The sequence below is a fragment of the Pseudomonas sp. B21-023 genome (assembly GCF_024749165.1).
Lineage (GTDB): Bacteria > Pseudomonadota > Gammaproteobacteria > Pseudomonadales > Pseudomonadaceae > Aquipseudomonas.
In genome coordinates, this window is the sequence record NZ_CP087190.1 from 3,507,744 (window position 1) to 3,525,047 (window position 17,304).

Consider the following 17,304-nt stretch of genomic DNA (forward strand, 5'->3'; position numbering starts at 1 on the left):
CAAGACCCGACAGGGAATTGGCGTGGGAGCGGGCTTGCCCCGCGATGAACGCACCGCATGGCACCGGCTCTGCCGGTGTTCGCGGGGCAAGCCCGCTCCCACGCTGCCCTGGCCTGCCCCTGACCAGAGGGTAAAACCATGCCCCGCCTCTTCCGCCTGCTGCTCCTGTTGCTGCTCACCCTCAGCCTCGCCTGGTCGCTGCCCCCCAGCACCCGCGCAACGCCCTCCACCCCCTGGGGCGCCGACTACTTCCCCAACATCCCCCTGCTCACCCAGGACGGCCGCCAGGTGCATTTCTTCGACGACCTGATCAAGGACAAGGTGGTGGCCATCAATTTCATATTCACCGGTTGCGGCGACTCCTGCCCGGTGGAGACCGCCCGCCTGCGCCAGGTACAGAAACTGCTGGGCGAGCGCGTCGGCCAGGACATCTTCATCTACTCGATCAGCATCGACCCCTACAACGACACCCCCGCCACCCTCAAGCGCTACGCGGAAAAATTCGCCATCGGCCCCGGCTGGACCCTGCTCACCGGCGAGGCCGCCGACATCGAACAGCTGCGCCGCAGCCTGGGCCTGTACATCGAAGGCCTGGAGAATGGCCGCAGCAAGGACCATAACCTCAGCCTGATAATCGGCAACCAGGCCACCGGCCGCTGGATGAAGGCCTCGCCCTTCGAAAGCCCGTACATCCTCGCCGACCGCCTGGCCAACAGCCTGCACAACTGGAAAACCGCCAGCGCCCAGCACCGCGACTACACCCAGGCCCCCGACATCCGCCCGCCGAGCAAAGGCGAGCAACTGTTCAGGACCCGCTGCTCGTCATGCCATACCCTGGGCGACGCAGAGCCAGGCGCCACCCACGGCATCGGCCCGGATCTGCTGGGGGTGACCCGGCAGCGAGACGAACTGTGGTTGAAGCGCTGGCTGATGGAACCCGATCGGATGCTCGCGGAGAAAGACCCGTTGGCAATGCTGCTGTTCGCGCAGTACAACCAGTTGGCGATGCCCAACATGCGATTGGGGGAAACAGAGGTGGCTGCGCTGGTCGGCTATCTCGAAGAGGAAACGACGCGCTTGCAAGCACCGCATTGAGCGACCGCAGGGGAACGCTGCGGGGCAGCTGGCGATATCATGAAGCCATCAAATCGCGTTAAGCTCGCAGCATACACTCAGCCATCGCACCATTGGGTCCGGTGCACGCACTGCTCGCCGAGATCACAAGGAGTCTTCTCATGCCATACATCACCCAGGTCGACAGCACCCTTTGGGCACTGATCACTCGCCTGCAGGGTCAGGAGCTGCAAACACCCCATACGCCGAGCAACGCTCACTTCCAGGTCGATGCGGTCGGTGCCGACAACCTGACGATCACCACCGGCGCCCAGGCCAGTAGCCTGACCATCAGTCGTGGGGCATTCCAGCAAACACTGGACTATCTCGCAGCCAACGGGCACTTCGGCGTTTCCAACGCGGTCCCGGTCGCCTCCAACAAGGACCCGGCACTGGCCGGTCCGGTCTGCCTGGCGGCGCGTCTTCAGCCCAACGGCAACCCTGGGCGCATGGTCATCACCTACATCCTGCCGATTCTCGAACACTGCCAGGCGGTCGGCATACAGCGCGCCACCACTCCGACCACGACCTGGCTTCTACCCTGAAGGCCATCTTGTCAGCGCGGCAGGACGCCAACGCGCCGCAGTTCCCATGCCGCATTTTTGCCTAGAGCGACCGCCCGGATCCCGAGGCCCCGTTTTCAAGGATGTCGATGAACCCGTCAAGCATCGTGCGCTACTGGCACGCCATCGAATTGTTGCAACCTCAACCCGTACCCAAGCTGAACATCCGTGACGAGGACGATATTTATCTGCCGTTCTTCCACGACATCCGCAGCCAGGAAGACCCGCTGCCCTGGATGCCCGGCAGCCTGGTGGGCAAGCAGAAACTGCCGGAAAAACGCGTGTGGAGCCACAGCCTGTTCGCCCACCTTTACGACAGCCTGGCAGTGACCACAGCGCTGGGAGAGCGGTTTGGCGCCGACCAGGGCTACAGCGAGCCACAGTCGCGGGAAACGGCCCTGTTCGCCCTGCGCTTCAGCGCGGAAGGCATGCTGGTACCGGACAGCCTGGTGCTGTCCAGCGAAGCATGGTTTCTTGGTTGCGTGCTTGCCGAGCGGAAGTGGGAGCATGGCTTCGCCAGCGCCCAGGACGACGCCCGCCAACTGGCCTGCCAGCTGCTTGGCACAGCCGTCACCTGCGATGCGTTGCACGAGCTTACCCAGGCGATTGTTCAAGCGTTGGGGCTGGAGGCATTCTTCGGCGATGCCCCCCGCCGCCACAGGGTGCGCTCCACCCCGATCGATCCAGAGAAGCCGGCGCCTCAGGACGATCCACTCAACAGCTTCCTGCTCGATGACCTCACCCATGTCGCCTCGGCGCTGGATCGCGGCGTGTCCAGCACCGCGCTCGCCCAGTTCCTGCGTGAACATGCCCCAGGCCAACGGCTGCACCTGGACCAGCCGCATGCCTCGCTGCCGATCATCGAACGTCTCTATCCACATCGCCATGCACCGGGCTGCTGGCCGAGCGACAAGCATCTTGGCCTGGTGCACTCGCAACAACTGGCGGTCAACAGCCTGTTGGCCGAACTCGGTGAAAGTGCCGGAGTCATGGGAGTCAACGGTCCACCAGGAACGGGCAAGACCACACTGTTGCGCGACCTGATCGCCGCCGTGGTGACCCGCCGAGCCGATGTTCTCGCCTCGTTCGACCGGGCTTCCCAAGCCTTCCTCAACAATGGTTGCGAGGAGCTCAACGACGGCGGGCGGCCGCAGAAAGGCTACCGCCTGAACCCCGAGCTGTTCGGTTTCGAAGTCGTGGTAGCCTCGAGCAACAATGGCGCGGTGGAAAACATCACCCTGGAGCTGCCGCAGGCCGGAAAGGTCGACCCATCCTGGCTTGGCGAAATCGATTACTTCGCTGACATCGCCACATTGCTGATCGATCAGCCGGCCTGGGGATTGATCTCTGCGGCATTGGGCAGCAAGACCAAGCGCAAGCAGTTCGTCAGCCAGTTTTTCTACGGTGAAGCACCACCCAAGAAGAAAAAGGCACGAACGAGCGAAGCCGCGAACGACCTGCAGACCGCCGACGTGCTCGCTGAGCACGAAGACAGCTACACCGCGGATATCGACGTATCCGACAAGCCGACCGGCCCTCGGGGGTTCATCGGCTGGCTGAGCAACCCAGCCAACAGCATCCCCGAGAGCGAGCGCCAGGCACGCTGGAAAGCGGCAAAGCGTCGCTACACCGCCAGCAAGGATGCAGCCGACGCGCTGTGTGAACAAATCGCGGCGATCAATCAACGAATCGATGCCGTTCGTGAACGCCGAACGGCGTTTACCCTTCAACAGGCCGAGCACGACGCTCACTGGCGCGCCCATGAGCAACTCAAGGCCGGCCAGCTAGACCACGAGCACGCGAATCTGCTGCCGGCGCGGAATGAACTGAGAAGTGCGCTGGATGCCCTGGACAGCCAGGTTGGCCAACGGCCCGGCTTGTGGCTCAATCTTTTCACCCTCGGGGGAGCGGGTCGCACATGGCGTGCGCAACGTGCCCACCTGCAGCAACGCCACCAGCTTTGCAGCGACAACTACGCCACCGCCATGAAACAGGATGCGCGTCTTGCCGAGCAGCTACAGACGCATCAACTGCTGCTCGAAACCGCCAGGCAGCAGCTTGGGCTTGCAGAGGCAGCGTTGCACACCGACGTCGAAACAGCTCGGCAACTTGCCATTGCGGGGGGCGCCGAACATCTGCTGCCCTGGCTGACGCAGGAGGACATTGGCCGTGGGGAGGCCATCGAGAAACTCGAGCCCTGGCAATTGAAAGGCTGGCGCCAGGCACGGGCCCGGGTGTTCATCGAGGCACTCGGCCTGCACAAGACCCTGTTCCAGATCGAGGCGAAGCGCTTGAGCGCCAACCTCTACTGCATCACCCGTCAACTGACAGGCAGCCAGTATCTGGGCATTTCCCAAGAACTGAGCCGGTCGATCTGGGCATCACTGTTCATGGTGGTTCCGGTCCTGAGCAGCACCTTTGCCTCGTTCGCCCGTTCATTCGGCAGCTTTGGCTGTGAAGAAATTGGCTGGCTGCTGGTGGACGAGGCCGGCCAGGCCACGCCACAGGCTGCCGTAGGCGCCCTGTGGCGTGCACGCCGCGCCGTGCTGGTCGGCGATCCGCTGCAGTTGCCGCCCATCGTGCCGGTATGTGATGCCGTGCTCGAGCACATGCGAAACCACTACCAGGTCGATCCGCACTGGATCTGCAATCGCCAGTCTGCCCAATCCCTTGCCGACCTTGCCACGCGATGGGGCAAGATGCTGGGCCCAAAGGAGGCGCAAACCTGGGTAGGCTTGCCACTGGTGGTCCATCGTCGCTGCGACCGTCCCATGTTCAAGATGGCTAACCTCATTGCCTATGATGGTGCCATGGTCTATGGCACGGGCGCGCCTGAACCCGCGAAAGCTACCAAGGCCAGCCTGCCCTCCGGCTGGTTGCATGCTCCAGGACCATCGTCAGGCAATTGGGTCCGCCAGGAAGGCATCATGCTCAAACGTCTGCTGGAACGCCTTGAGGCCGATGGCGTGACGAAGGACGCGATTACCGTCATTACGCCGTTTCAGGACGTGCGAAGCAAACTCTCGACATTCCTGCCCAGCCAGATCGTCTACGGCACCATACATACCATGCAGGGCAAGGAGGCAGAGATCATCGTCCTGGTGCTCGGTGGCAGCGCCGACAACCGAGGAGCACGCGACTGGGCGGTCGAAACGCCGAACCTGCTCAACGTTGCGGTCACCCGCGCCCGAGAGCGGCTGTACGTCATCGGTGACTACGATGACTGGAGCACGCGCCAGCAATTCGAACAGATCATGCATCTGCTGCCGAAACAGTCCCTGCTGGCACTCAGCAACACAACCACAGCGTAAGCCCCTGTGCCGAGCGTGGCCCGCCCTGACAACGGGGTTGGCCATGCACGTCGCGGGGCACTTGACCCACATCCACTGCCCACTCCATGCTCGACCGCTTCCACCCCACGCTCAAGGAACGATTGCATGAAGCTGGAAACACTCGCCATCCACGCGGGCTTCAGCCCCGACCCGACCACCAAGGCGGTGGCCGTGCCGATCTACCAGACCACCTCGTTCGCCTTCGACGACACCCAGCACGGCGCCGACCTGTTCGACCTCAAGGTGGCCGGCAACATCTACTCGCGCATAATGAACCCCACCAACGATGTGCTCGAACAGCGCATGGCCGCCCTCGAAGGCGGGGTTGGCGCGCTTGCAGTGGCCTCGGGCATGGCCGCCATCACCTATGCCATCCAGACCGTCGCCGAGGCCGGCGACAATATCGTCTCGGTGGCCAAGCTGTACGGCGGCACCTACAACCTGCTGGCCCATACCCTGCCGCGCCAGGGCATCACCACCCGCTTCGCCGCCCATGACGACATTGCCGCCCTCGAGGCGCTGATCGACGAACGCACCAAGGCAGTGTTCTGCGAGTCCATCGGCAACCCTGCCGGCAATATCGTCGATATCGCCGCGCTGGCCGAGGCCGCCCACCGCCACGGCGTGCCGCTGATCGTCGACAATACCGTGGCCACGCCAATCCTCTGCCGCCCGTTCGAGCACGGCGCTGATATTGTCGTGCACTCGCTGACCAAGTACATCGGCGGCCACGGCACCAGCATCGGCGGCATCGTCATCGACTCGGGCAAATTCCCCTGGGCCGATCACACGCAACGTTTCGCCCTGCTCAATACCCCCGACCCGTCCTACCACGGCGTCACCTACACCGAAGCCTTCGGCCCCGCCGCCTTCATCGGCCGCTGCCGCGTGGTGCCGCTGCGCAACACCGGCGCCGCGCTGTCGCCGTTCAACGCCTTCCTGATCCTGCAAGGCCTGGAGACCCTGGCCCTGCGCATGGAGCGCCATACCGAGAACGCGTTCAAGGTTGCCCGCTACCTGCAGGAACACGACCAGGTGGCCTGGGTGAAATACGCAGGCCTGCCCGATCACCCCGAGCACCAACTGGCCCAGCGCTACACCGGCGGCAAGCCGGCCTCGATCCTGTCGTTCGGCATCAAGGGCGGCCAGGCCGCCGGGGCGCGCTTCATCGATGCGCTGCAACTGGTGGTGCGCCTGGTGAACATCGGCGACGCCAAGTCGCTGGCTTGCCACCCCGCCTCCACCACCCACCGCCAGCTCAACGACGACGAGCTTGAAAAGGCCGGTGTGCCGCGAGACATGGTGCGCCTGTCGATTGGTATCGAGCACAGCGATGACATCATCGCCGACCTTGCCCAGGCCCTGGAGGCCAGCCGCGGCTGATCCACCCGCGCCCCACCCAATGCCGACGGCGGGCGCCCCCTTGCAGAACCGGAACTGCGCGCAATGACCCTCTTCTACCTGAAACTCCTCGTCACCCCGCTGCTGATGTGGGCCATCTCCCTTGCCTCGCGGCGCTGGGGCGGCCTGCTCGGCGGCTTGCTGTCCGGCCTGCCGATCACCTCGGCGCTGGTGATGACCTTCCTGTGCCTGGAGCAAGGCACGGCCTTCGCCCTGGGCGCGGTGCCGGGTGCGTTGGGCGGCTTGGCGGCGGTGCAGGCCACCTACGCGTTCTACCTGTTCGCCACGCGCAAGCTCGGCATCGCTGCGGCGGTATCGCTGGCGATCCTGTTCTACGGCCTGGCGGCCTATGCCTTCACCCACTGGGGCGGGTTGTACCTGTCGGTCGGCGTGGCGCTGCTGCTGATCGGCGTGTTGATCCGCGCCAGTGGCCGCGAGCCCAGGCCCGATACGCTTGCCCGGCCTCGACACCGCTATTGGGAGATCCCCCTGCGCATGGTGTCCGCCACCGCGCTGCTGATGCTCACCACCCGCCTGGCCAGTTGGCTGGGGCCGGCAACCAGCGGGATGCTGGCGCCGATCCCGGTGATTGCCTGGCCGTTGGTGGTGTTCGCCCATGTACAGGGCGGCCGCGCCGGGATGGCAGCGATGGTGCGGGGCAATGCCATCGGCGCGGTAGGGGTGATTGCGTTCTATCTGGCGATGGCGGGGTTGCTCGAACACACGGGCGTCGCCATTACCATGCTGGTTGCGATGGCGACCGCCGTTGGCCTGACCATCGCCCTGGCAGCACTATTGAAAGGGCGCACCTAACTGCCGTAATCGACGGCACATCGGTATCGCCGACATTGATACCCCGTACCGCGTCTTGCGCCAGGGCCTGGGCCCCTTCGAAAACTCAATGATGGCAAACTGGCATTCCGCCAAACCTCGACAATACTGGCTCGACACATGGATTCCTTGCCCACAACAACAAAAGGGAATTTGCGATGAGCCAGCCCCAACCCTTGGACGTCGCCATCATCGGCGGCGGTGTCTCCGGTACCTACAGCGCCTGGCGCCTGCAACAGGCCCACGGCGACAGCCAGCGTATCCAGCTATTCGAATATGGCGACCGCATCGGCGGGCGGCTGTTCAGCGTCAAGCTGCCCGGCCTGCCCAACGTGGTCGCCGAGGTGGGCGGCATGCGCTACATGCCCGGCGCCGACGGCCATGTGATGGTCGACACGCTGGTGCAGCACCTGGGCCTGCCGAGCAAGGACTTCCCCATGGGCAACGAACTGCCCAAGAACGCCCCCATCGGCGCCCAGGACAACCTGTTCTACCTGCGCGGCCAGCGCTTCCGTTTCCGCGACTTCGTCGAGGCGCCGCACAAGATTCCCTACGACCTGGGCTGGACCGAGCGCGGCTACAACCCCGAAGACCTCCAGGTCAACGTGATGAACAGTATCTACCCCGGCTTCGACAAGCTGAGCCTGGCCGAGCAGATGCAGGTGCAGGTGTTCGGCAAACCGATCTGGCGCTACGGCTTCTGGGACCTGCTCTACCGCGTGCTGAGCAACGAGGGCTACCAGTTCATGAAGGACGCCGGTGGCTACGAGGCCAACGTCGCCAACGCCAGCGCGGTAACCCAGTTGCCCGCCACCGAATACAGCGACGCCACCGTGTTCCGCACGCTCAAGGATGGCTTCCAGAGCCTGCCGCTGACCCTGGCCCAGCGCTTCAGCGAACAGGCCGGCGGCCTGGTGCCCGCCGACCAGCGCATCCAGATGAACCGCCGCCTGGCCGCCCTGAGCTACAGCGACGACACCGAGTACCCCTACCGCCTGCACCTGCGCCACACCGAAACCGTCAACGGCAAGACCCACGACCTCGAAGGCGAGGACATCGTCCACGCCCGCCAGGTGATCCTCGCCCTGCCGCGCCGCGCGCTGGAGCTGATCGACTCGCCGCTGTTCGACGACCCGTGGCTCAAGGACAACCTCGGCTCGGTGCTGGTGCAGTCGGCGTTCAAGCTGTTCCTGGCCTACGAGCAACCCTGGTGGCGCAACCTGGGCCTGGTGGCCGGGCGCTCGGTCACCGACCTGCCGATCCGCCAGTGCTACTACATGGGCACGGAGTGCGATCAGGCAGGTGGCGAGAACACCTTCAACTCGCTGCTGATGGCCTCCTACAACGACATCGGCACCGTACCGTTCTGGAAAGGCCTGGAAGACGGCCCCGAATTCATCGGCTACACCCCGCGCAGCCTCGAAGGGCGCATCGCCAGTGACGCGGTGGTGCCGCGCACGCAGTTCCAGATCAGCGACGAGATGGTGCGCATCGCCCAGCGCCAGGTCACTCAGCTGCACGCCCAGGTCGAGCTGCCGGCACCCTACAGCGCCGTGTACCACGCCTGGGACGCCGACCCCTACGGTGGCGGCTGGCACGAGTGGAAGGCCAACTACCGCCTGGACCTGATCATCCAGAAGATGCGCCACCCGGTTAAGGACCAGCAGGTGTTCATCGTCGGCGAGGCCTATTCCTATGGCCAGGGCTGGGTCGAAGGCGCGCTGACCACCGCCGAGTCCGCCTTGCAGGAGTTCTTCGAACTGCCGCGCCCCAACTGGCTGCCGGCCTCCTACCAACTGCTGCCGACCCCGGCACCGGAAGAGATCGACTACGCCACGCCGCCCATGCCCGGCCACGCGCCGCAGGTGCTCGAAGCAATCACCCAGGCCATCTGCGCGGGGGTCAAGCCATGAGCACCTTCACCGTGGCCGACTACCTGCTGACCCGGCTCAAGGAGCTGGGCCTGGACAAGGTGTTCCAGGTGCCGGGGGATTATTGCTCCAGGTTCATGAGCGCGCTGGACGCCTTCGACGGCATCGACGCCGTGGGCGAAGTCTATGAGATGGGCGCCGCCTACAGCGCCGACGGCTACGCCCGGGTGCACGGCCTGGGCGCGGTGTCGCTGCAGTACGGCGTGGGCACCTTCAGCGCGGTGAACGCCATCGCCGGCGCCTATGTGGAGCGCAACCCGGTGGTGGTGATCTCCGCCAGCCCCTCGACCAGCGACCGGCTCAAGGCCAATGCCCAGAACGTGCTGTTCCATCACTCCACCGGCAACTTCGAGGCCGACCGCAACGTCCTGGAGCAGGTGACCGTGGCCTGCGAGATCCTCGCCGACCCGCACCGCGCGCCCTGGCAGATCGACAACGCGCTGATCGCCGCCCTCACCCACCGCCAGCCCATCTACCTGGAAGCCTACCAGGACATCTGGGGCGCCGAGGTCAGCCGCCCCCACGGCCAGCTGACCCCAGCCCCGCGTCCGTCCAACCCCCAAGCCTTGCAAAGCCTGGTCGAGGCCACCGTGCAACGTCTGGCCACGGCGCGCCAGCCGCTGGTGCTGCTGGGCGTGGAAATCATCCGCTACGGCCTGCAGGACGCCGTGCAACGCCTGATCGACAGTTGCGGCCTGCCCTTCTCCACCACCCTCGACGCCAAGACCGTGCTCGACGAAAGCCAGGCGCCGTTCATCGGCACCTACGCCGGCCCCGCCTCGCGCCCGGAAACATCAGCCCAGGTGGATGCCTGCGACTGCATCCTGGCCATCGGCGTGATCTTCACCGACGACTACCTGGACCTGCTCAAGGCCCGCTATGGCGAAATCGTCCAGGTGAACTGCGAGCTGGCCCGCGCCGGCGCCGACTACTATCCCAACGTGCGCCTGCCCGACTATGTCGACGCCCTGCTCAAGGCCCTGAAGGTGGACACCCAGTTCCCCCGCCCAGGCACGGCCCTGGCCGCCTCGCGCCCGCTGCTGGGCAGCGGCGCGGTGCCCAGCGCGCTGAGTTATGCAAGCTTCTTCGACAGCCTGGTGAACTTCGCCCAGGAGCATCGCCTGTGGCAGACCAGCACGCTGATCCTCGGCGAAAGCTCGTCGCTGTACGTGGCCAGCAACATCAACGGCATGCCCCGCGGCAGCTTCATCTCCGATGCCATCTGGGGCTCGCTCGGCCACGAGACCGGCTGCGCCCTGGGCGTGGCGCTGGGCAGTGGCCGGCGCCCGGTGGTGGTGGCCGGTGATGGCGGGTTCATGATGGTCAGCCAGTCGCTGGCGGCGCTGGCGCGCAACAGGGTCAATGCCGTGGTGTTCGTGATGAGCAACCAGGTATATGCGATCGAGCAGGCCTTCGTCGACCCTGATGCGTTCACGCCCGAAGGTGAATTCGCGCCATTCGATACCCTGCCAGCGCTGGACTACACCGCGCTGGCCAGCGGGTATGGCGTGCTGGGGTATCGGGTGGAAACGGTGGACGAGCTGGAGCGCTTGCTGCCGCAGTTGCTGATGGTGGTGCAGCGGCCAGTACTGGTGGAGGTGAAGATTGCCGAGAAGGACTTCGCCGAGCAGATCAAGCGGTTGGCCGGGGTAAGTTGATTGCACGGCTGATCGCTTGCCTGCAGTAAACAAAAAGCCGCTTTCGATTGCTCGAAAGCGGCTCTTGCGTTTGCAGCGCTGCTCAACTGTCACCCTGTTCCTTGCTTGCCGGCAACTGCCCGTCGATCATCGCCTTGGCCATCCCGCTGAGGTAGTACGTTGCGCGCATCAGCGTCTGTGCCTGTTTCGGCTGGCTCAACGCCTGGTACGTGAGCGCGGTGATACAGCCCAGGATGATCGACGTTTCCTGCAGCACCTCGGCCGTCGGCAACCCCGGTATCGCCTGCACCCAGTCGCGTACCGACCGGCGTCGGGTACGGCCGACCAGGCTGACGATTTTCAGTTCGCCGCTGCCCTTTGCTTGTTCGTCCTTGTCCATGACCCACCCCCTGAAAAATGAAAGAGCCCGCCGCGTCTCACCGCCCGGGGCCAGCGGGCCAAACCGCGCGATCCTTGCGCGGCGCTCTGCCCAAAGGCCCGGCCAACCCCGGACGGCGAAACACGACGAGCAGGGCGAGACTAAAGGGCCTACCCACTCGCTACAACGGCCCGGCGAGTGGAAAAGGTACCTTTAGGAAAAGGACTACACGAACAACGGAAGAATGGCTGTAGGACCTACAAAATCTGCCTGAGCAAGCGGCCGCATAAGTCCATCGCAAGGCACGCACCTACAGAACTGTGCGCTGCCCTGCTTCGCCACTTCAGGCTAGGATGACACCTCGCCCCTCCAGGCCCAGTCACCGCCATGCCCAGAACAAGTAAAGTCACCGACCCGTCCTACGAGCTGATGGACGACCACGAAGGCGCCTCGCTGATCTACCGCCAGCACGGTTTCCCCAGCCCGCTGGTGCGCTGGCACTTCCACAAGGAATACGAGCTGCACCTGATCGTGGCCAGCGCCGGCAAGGTGTTCATCGGCGACTACATCGGCAACTTCGCCCCCGACACGCTGTTCCTCACCGGCCCCAACCTGCCGCACAACTGGATCAGCCAGGTCGGCCCCGACGAGGTGGTGGGCAAGCGCGACATGCTGGTCAACTTCACCGACCAGGTACTTGAACACGGCAGCCAGGTGTTCGCCGAGCTCAACCAGCTGGCCCCGCTGCTGGCCCGGGCGCGCTATGGCATCGAGTTCCGCGACCCGGCATTGATCAACGAGAGCCGCCAACTGCTGCAACGCATCGCCGACAGCCGCGGCATGACCCGCCTGGGATACTTTTTTATCCTCATGGAACAGCTCGCCGCCTGCGAGGACTACCAACTGCTGTCCACCGTGACCTCTTCGCAGCTGGCCGACGAACACAACGTCGAGCGCATCAACCGGGCGGTGGACTACATCTTCCAGCACTACGCCCAGGACCTGACCCAGAACCAGGTCGCCGAGCACCTGGGCATGACGCCGACCTACTTCTCGCGGTTTTTCAAGCAAGCTGCCGGGCGCGGCTTCGTCGAGTTCGTCAACCGGCTGCGGGTGAGCAAGTCGTGCGAGCTGCTGGCCAAGGGCGAGCTGCCGGTGACCGAGGTGTGCTTCGAATCGGGCTTCAGCAACCTGTCGAACTTCAACCGGCGCTTCCTGCAACTCAAGGGCATGACCCCTTCCGACTACCGCAGCCTGGTGACCCAGCGGCTGACCGAGCAGAACCGCGCCTGAGCCTTGGGGCTGCGTTGCAGCCCATCGCCGGCAAGCCGGCTCCCACCCCGACCGCAGCGCCTTCAAGCCAGCGCCATCCCTGTGGGAGCCGGCTTGCCGGCGATGGGGCGCGCATCGGCCTCTGTCCAAGCACTGCAAAAAAGTATCAGCCAAGGTGCAGGCGAGGCTTTGTCGGCATCGCCGTGCACGGGTGTAATCAGCGCCGAGCGATACAAAAACAATAAGGGAGTTCACTGATGAACGACTCGATCAAGGCCTGCCTGGCCGCCGCCTGCCTCAGCCTGCCGCTGCATGCCCAGGCCGCCGACACCCTGACCATCGCCACGGTCAACAACAACGACATGATCCGCATGCAGCGCCTGGCCAAGGTGTTCGAACAGCAGCACCCGGACATCCAGCTCAAGTGGGTGGTGCTCGAAGAGAACGTGCTGCGCCAGCGCCTGACCACCGACATCGCCACCCAGGGCGGCCAGTTCGACGTGCTGACCATCGGCATGTACGAAGCCGCGCTGTGGGGCGCCAAGGGCTGGCTGGCACCGATGACCGACCTGCCCGCCGACTACAACCTCGACGACGTGTTCCCCTCGGTACGCAACGGCCTCTCGGCCAATGGCACGCTGTACGCCCTGCCCTTCTACGCCGAAGCCTCGATCACCTACTACCGCAAGGACCTGTTCCAGCAAGCCGGCCTGAGCATGCCCGAGCAACCGACCTGGACCCAGCTCGGTGAGTTCGCCGCCAAGCTCAACAAGCCCGACCAGGGCCAGTACGGCCTGTGCCTGCGCGGCAAGGCCGGCTGGGGCGAGAACATGGCGCTGATCGGCACCGTGGCCAACGCCTTCGGCGCGCGCTGGTTCGATGAGCAATGGAAACCCGAGTTCAGCGGCAGCGAGTGGAAGAACGCGCTGAACTTCTATGTGAACACCCTCAAGCAATACGGCCCGCCCGGCGCCTCCAGCAACGGTTTCAACGAAAACCTCGCGCTGTTCAACAGCGGCAAGTGCGCGATGTGGGTCGACGCCAGCGTCGCCGGCTCGTTCGTCACCGACAAGACCCAGAGCAAGGTCGCCGACCAGGTCGGCTTCACCTTTGCGCCCAAGGAAGTCACCGACAAGGGCGCCACCTGGCTGTATTCCTGGGCACTGGCGATCCCCACCAGTTCCAAATCCAAGGACGCCGCCAGAACGTTCGCCACCTGGGCCACCTCCGAGGCCTACGGCAAGCTGGTGGCCGAGAAAGAAGGCGTGGCCAACGTGCCGCCCGGCACCCGCGCCTCGACCTACAGCGACGCGTACCTGGCCGCCGCGCCATTCGCCAAGGTCACCCTCGAATCACTCAAGCGCGTCGACCCCAACCACCCCACCCTAAAGCCCGTGCCCTACGTGGGCATCCAGCTGGTGACCATCCCCGAGTTCCAGGCCATCGGCACCCAGGTCGGCAAGCTGTTCGCCGCCGCCCTCACCGGGCAAATGAAGGTGGAGCAGGTGCTGGCTGCCGCCCAGCAGTCCACCGAACGCGAGATGAAGCGCGCCGGTTACCCCAAGTAACCCCTACCGCCACCAACCGCGCCGAACCCCGGCGCGGTGACCGCCCCTTTTTGCCGCACACGGAGTCGCCATGAACACATCGGCCCTCGACACCCCGAGCCTCGCCACCGCGCGCCCCGGCAAACGCCGCGTCGGCCCCGGCTGGTTCCTGGTCAGCCCTTCGGTGGCGCTGCTGCTGTTGTGGATGATCGTGCCCCTGGGCATGACCCTGTATTTCTCGCTGATCCGCTACAACCTGCTGTACCCCGGCGAAAACCAGTTCGTGGGCCTGGAGAACTTCGCCTTCTTCGTCACCGACGCGGGCTTCGTGCCCGGCGCCCTGAATACCCTGACCCTGGTCGGCAGCGTGCTGGCGATCAGCGTGGTGCTCGGCGTGCTGATCGCCGCGCTGCTGGAGGCCGGCGAGTTCTGGGGCCGCGGCGTGGTGCGGGTACTGCTGATCTCGCCGTTTTTCATCATGCCCACGGTCAGCGCGCTGCTGTGGAAGAACCTGATCTTCCACCCGGTGTCCGGCATCCTCGCCGCCGTGTGGCGCCTGTTCGGCGCGCAACCGGTGGACTGGCTGGCGCACTACCCGCTGCTGTCGATCATCCTGATCGTCTCGTGGCAGTGGCTGCCGTTCGCAATCCTGATCCTGATGACCGCCATGCAGTCGCTGGACCAGGAACAGAAGGAAGCCGCGCGCCTGGACGGCGCAGGCCCCTTGGCGATCTTCTGGCACCTGACCCTGCCGCACCTGGCGCGGCCCATCGCCGTGGTGGTGATGATCGAGACCATCTTCCTGCTGTCGGTATTCGCCGAGATTTTCACCACCACCAGCGGCGGCCCCGGATACGCGTCCACCAACCTCGCCTACCTGATCTACAACCAGGCGCTGCTGCAGTTCGACGTCGGCATGGCCTCGGCCGGTGGCCTGATCGCCGTGCTGATCGCCAATATCGCCGCCATCGTGCTGGTTCGCATGATCGGCAAGAACCTCACCGCGCGCAGCTGAGGAGCCCGCCATGCTGACACTCAAGCAAACCCGCACCCTGAAGAACGCCCTGCTCGGCCTGCTGTGCTGGGCCATCGCCCTGGTGATCTTCTTCCCGATTTTCTGGATGCTGCTGACCAGCTTCAAGACCGAGCTGGACGCCTTCGCCACGCCGCCGCAGTTCATCTTCGCGCCGACGCTGGAGAACTACCTGCACATCAACGAGCGCAGCGACTACTTCGCCTACGCCTGGAACTCGGTGCTGATCTCGTTCTCGGCGACCCTGCTGTGCATGCTCATCGCCGTGCCGGCGGCCTACTCCATGGCCTTCTTCGAAACCCGCCACACCAAGCGCACGCTGCTGTGGATGCTGTCGACCAAGATGCTGCCGCCGGTGGGCGTGCTGATGCCGATCTACCTGCTGGCCAAGCAGTTCGGCCTGCTTGATTCGCGCCTGGCGCTGGTCATCGTCTACACCCTGATCAACCTGCCGATCGTGGTGTGGATGGTGTACACCTACTTCAAGGACATCCCCGTGGACATCCTCGAAGCGGCGCGCCTGGATGGCGCCGGCACCTGGCAGGAGATCGTCCGCGTGCTGCTGCCGATCGCCCGGGGCGGGTTGGCCTCGACCCTGCTGCTGTCGCTGATCCTGTGCTGGAACGAGGCGTTCTGGTCGCTCAACCTGACCTCGTCCGCCGCCGCCCCGCTGACCGCGCTGGTGGCCTCCTACTCCAGCCCCGAAGGGCTGTTCTGGGCCAAGCTCTCGGCCGTCTCGACCCTGGCCTGCGCGCCGATCCTGATCTTTGGCTGGATCAGCCAGAAGCAGCTGGTGCGCGGGCTCTCCTTCGGGGCTGTGAAATGACCTGGCTTCGCAATTCCCTTGTGGGAGCTGGCTTGCCAGCGATGGGCCGCAAAGCGGCCCCTTTGCAAGCCAGTGATCCCCACAGACCCTCATTCAATCAACCGGCCACCACAGAGGTGACTAGCCATGGCTGACCTGAAAATCCGCAACCTGCACAAAGGCTTCGATGGCCACGCCATCATCAAGGGCATCGACCTGGACGTGCGCGACCGCGAGTTCGTGGTGTTCGTCGGCCCCTCCGGCTGCGGCAAGTCCACCCTGCTGCGCCTGATCGCCGGCCTCGAGGAGGTCAGCAGCGGCAGCATCACCCTCGACGGCGCCGACATCACCGACACCGCCCCGGCCAAGCGCGACCTGGCCATGGTGTTTCAGACCTATGCGCTGTACCCGCACATGACCGTGCGCAAGAACCTGTCATTCGCCCTGGACCTGGCCGGCGTCGCCAAGCACGAGGTCACCGCCAAGGTCGACAACGCCGCGCGCATCCTCGAGCTGCAACCGCTGCTCGAACGCAAGCCGCGCCAGCTGTCCGGCGGTCAGCGCCAGCGGGTGGCGATCGGCCGGGCGATCGTGCGCAACCCGAAGATCTTCCTGTTCGACGAGCCGCTGTCCAACCTCGACGCCGCCCTGCGCGTGCAGATGCGCCTGGAGCTGGCGCGCCTGCACCAGGAGCTGGCGGCGACGATGATCTACGTGACCCACGACCAGGTCGAGGCCATGACCCTGGCCGACAAGGTGGTGGTGCTCAACGGCGGACGCATCGAGCAAGTGGGCTCGCCGCTGGAGCTGTACCACCATCCGGCCAACCTGTTCGTCGCGGGTTTTCTCGGCACGCCAAAGATGGGCTTCCTGCGCGGACACCTGAGCCGTAACCAGGGCAGCCAGTGCGAGGTGGCACTCGAATGCGGTGCGCGCATCGTCCTGCCGCTGTGCGCGGGCGAGCTGCATACCGGCAGCCAGGTGACCCTGGGGATCAGGCCCGAGCACCTGAGCATCAGCCCGGTGTGCCAGGGCACGCCGGGCTCGCTGCAGGTGACGGCCGATGTCAGCGAGCGGCTGGGCAGCGACAGCTACTGCCATGTGCGTGCCGCGTCCGGCGAGATGCTCACCGTGCGCGTGCGCGGGGACTTTGCGCCGGGGTTTGGTGAGGGGCTGGAGTTGGGCTTTGATCCGGGCCATTGCCATTTGTTTGATAGCAATGGGCAGGCGATCGACAAGCGCTCGCAGAAGGTGGCCTGAGGTGTTCGCCGAGAGGGTTGTGGCGCCTATGAGATCGAGCGCCGCCCGCGCGGCGCATCGCCGGCAAGCCGGCTCCCACATTTGTTTCGGGCCAGTCAATCCTGTGAGGTCTCCACTGTCCGCCTTGGTGCATGTCTCAAGTCTGGTGGTGCGGCATCAGCGCCAATGCTGAAACCGCGTCGTACAAACAAGGCGGACAG

General features: G+C 65.0%; 13 protein-coding genes. 12 read left to right on the plus strand and 1 reads right to left on the minus strand.

Features of this window, described 5'->3' with window-relative positions; translation table 11 throughout:
- Positions 1 to 138 precede the first annotated feature (138 nt).
- The 7 genes from LOY42_RS15645 (at position 139) to LOY42_RS15675 (ending at position 10,829) form a co-directional block, all read left to right on the plus strand.
- A complete protein-coding gene (locus LOY42_RS15645; RefSeq protein ID WP_139671489.1) occupies positions 139 to 1,095 on the plus strand; it encodes an SCO family protein in 957 nt (318 codons plus the stop codon).
- Positions 1,096 to 1,235: 140 nt separating this feature from the next.
- Entirely contained in the window at positions 1,236 to 1,658 is a 423-nt protein-coding gene (locus LOY42_RS15650; protein WP_258598258.1) for a hypothetical protein, read from the plus strand.
- Between the two features lie 107 nt (positions 1,659 to 1,765).
- Positions 1,766 to 4,987: an ATP-binding protein gene (locus tag LOY42_RS15655; protein ID WP_139671494.1), complete on the plus strand. Its 3,222-nt coding sequence runs from the start codon at positions 1,766 to 1,768 to the stop codon at positions 4,985 to 4,987.
- Between the two features lie 126 nt (positions 4,988 to 5,113).
- Complete coding sequence (locus LOY42_RS15660) at positions 5,114 to 6,391, plus strand: bifunctional O-acetylhomoserine aminocarboxypropyltransferase/cysteine synthase (protein ID WP_102685020.1); 1,278 nt, start codon at positions 5,114 to 5,116, stop codon at positions 6,389 to 6,391.
- A gap of 63 nt (positions 6,392 to 6,454) precedes the next feature.
- Positions 6,455 to 7,222, plus strand: coding sequence for a hypothetical protein (locus LOY42_RS15665; RefSeq protein ID WP_139671500.1), 768 nt, complete (start codon positions 6,455 to 6,457; stop codon positions 7,220 to 7,222).
- Between the two features lie 176 nt (positions 7,223 to 7,398).
- Positions 7,399 to 9,153: an FAD-dependent oxidoreductase gene (locus LOY42_RS15670; RefSeq protein ID WP_139671503.1), complete on the plus strand. Its 1,755-nt coding sequence runs from the start codon at positions 7,399 to 7,401 to the stop codon at positions 9,151 to 9,153.
- The gene (locus LOY42_RS15675; RefSeq protein WP_258598261.1) at positions 9,150 to 10,829 is read left to right on the plus strand and encodes an alpha-keto acid decarboxylase family protein; all 1,680 of its coding nucleotides are present in this window, start codon (positions 9,150 to 9,152) and stop codon (positions 10,827 to 10,829) included. Before LOY42_RS15670 ends, LOY42_RS15675 begins: the two co-directional genes overlap by 4 nt.
- Before the next feature lie 82 nt (positions 10,830 to 10,911).
- On the opposite strand, the gene LOY42_RS15680 is transcribed toward LOY42_RS15675, so the two are convergent.
- On the minus strand, positions 10,912 to 11,208 hold the full coding sequence (locus LOY42_RS15680) for a DUF3077 domain-containing protein (protein WP_102685025.1): 297 nt from the start codon (positions 11,206 to 11,208) through the stop codon (positions 10,912 to 10,914).
- 366 nt (positions 11,209 to 11,574) lie between these two features.
- Between LOY42_RS15680 and LOY42_RS15685 the strand changes: the two genes are divergently transcribed.
- The 5 genes from LOY42_RS15685 (at position 11,575) to LOY42_RS15705 (ending at position 17,104) form a co-directional block, all read left to right on the plus strand.
- A complete protein-coding gene (locus LOY42_RS15685; RefSeq protein ID WP_139671506.1) occupies positions 11,575 to 12,480 on the plus strand; it encodes an AraC family transcriptional regulator in 906 nt (301 codons plus the stop codon).
- 236 nt (positions 12,481 to 12,716) lie between these two features.
- Positions 12,717 to 14,027, plus strand: a complete 1,311-nt coding sequence (locus LOY42_RS15690; RefSeq protein ID WP_258598263.1) for a sugar ABC transporter substrate-binding protein — start codon at positions 12,717 to 12,719, stop codon at positions 14,025 to 14,027.
- A gap of 70 nt (positions 14,028 to 14,097) precedes the next feature.
- Positions 14,098 to 15,021: a carbohydrate ABC transporter permease gene (locus tag LOY42_RS15695; RefSeq protein ID WP_139671513.1), complete on the plus strand. Its 924-nt coding sequence runs from the start codon at positions 14,098 to 14,100 to the stop codon at positions 15,019 to 15,021.
- Between the two features lie 10 nt (positions 15,022 to 15,031).
- On the plus strand, positions 15,032 to 15,865 hold the full coding sequence (locus LOY42_RS15700) for a carbohydrate ABC transporter permease (protein WP_046856056.1): 834 nt from the start codon (positions 15,032 to 15,034) through the stop codon (positions 15,863 to 15,865).
- A 126-nt stretch (positions 15,866 to 15,991) separates the two neighbouring features.
- Complete coding sequence (locus LOY42_RS15705; RefSeq protein WP_258598266.1) at positions 15,992 to 17,104, plus strand: ABC transporter ATP-binding protein; 1,113 nt, start codon at positions 15,992 to 15,994, stop codon at positions 17,102 to 17,104.
- Positions 17,105 to 17,304: the final 200 nt, after the last annotated feature.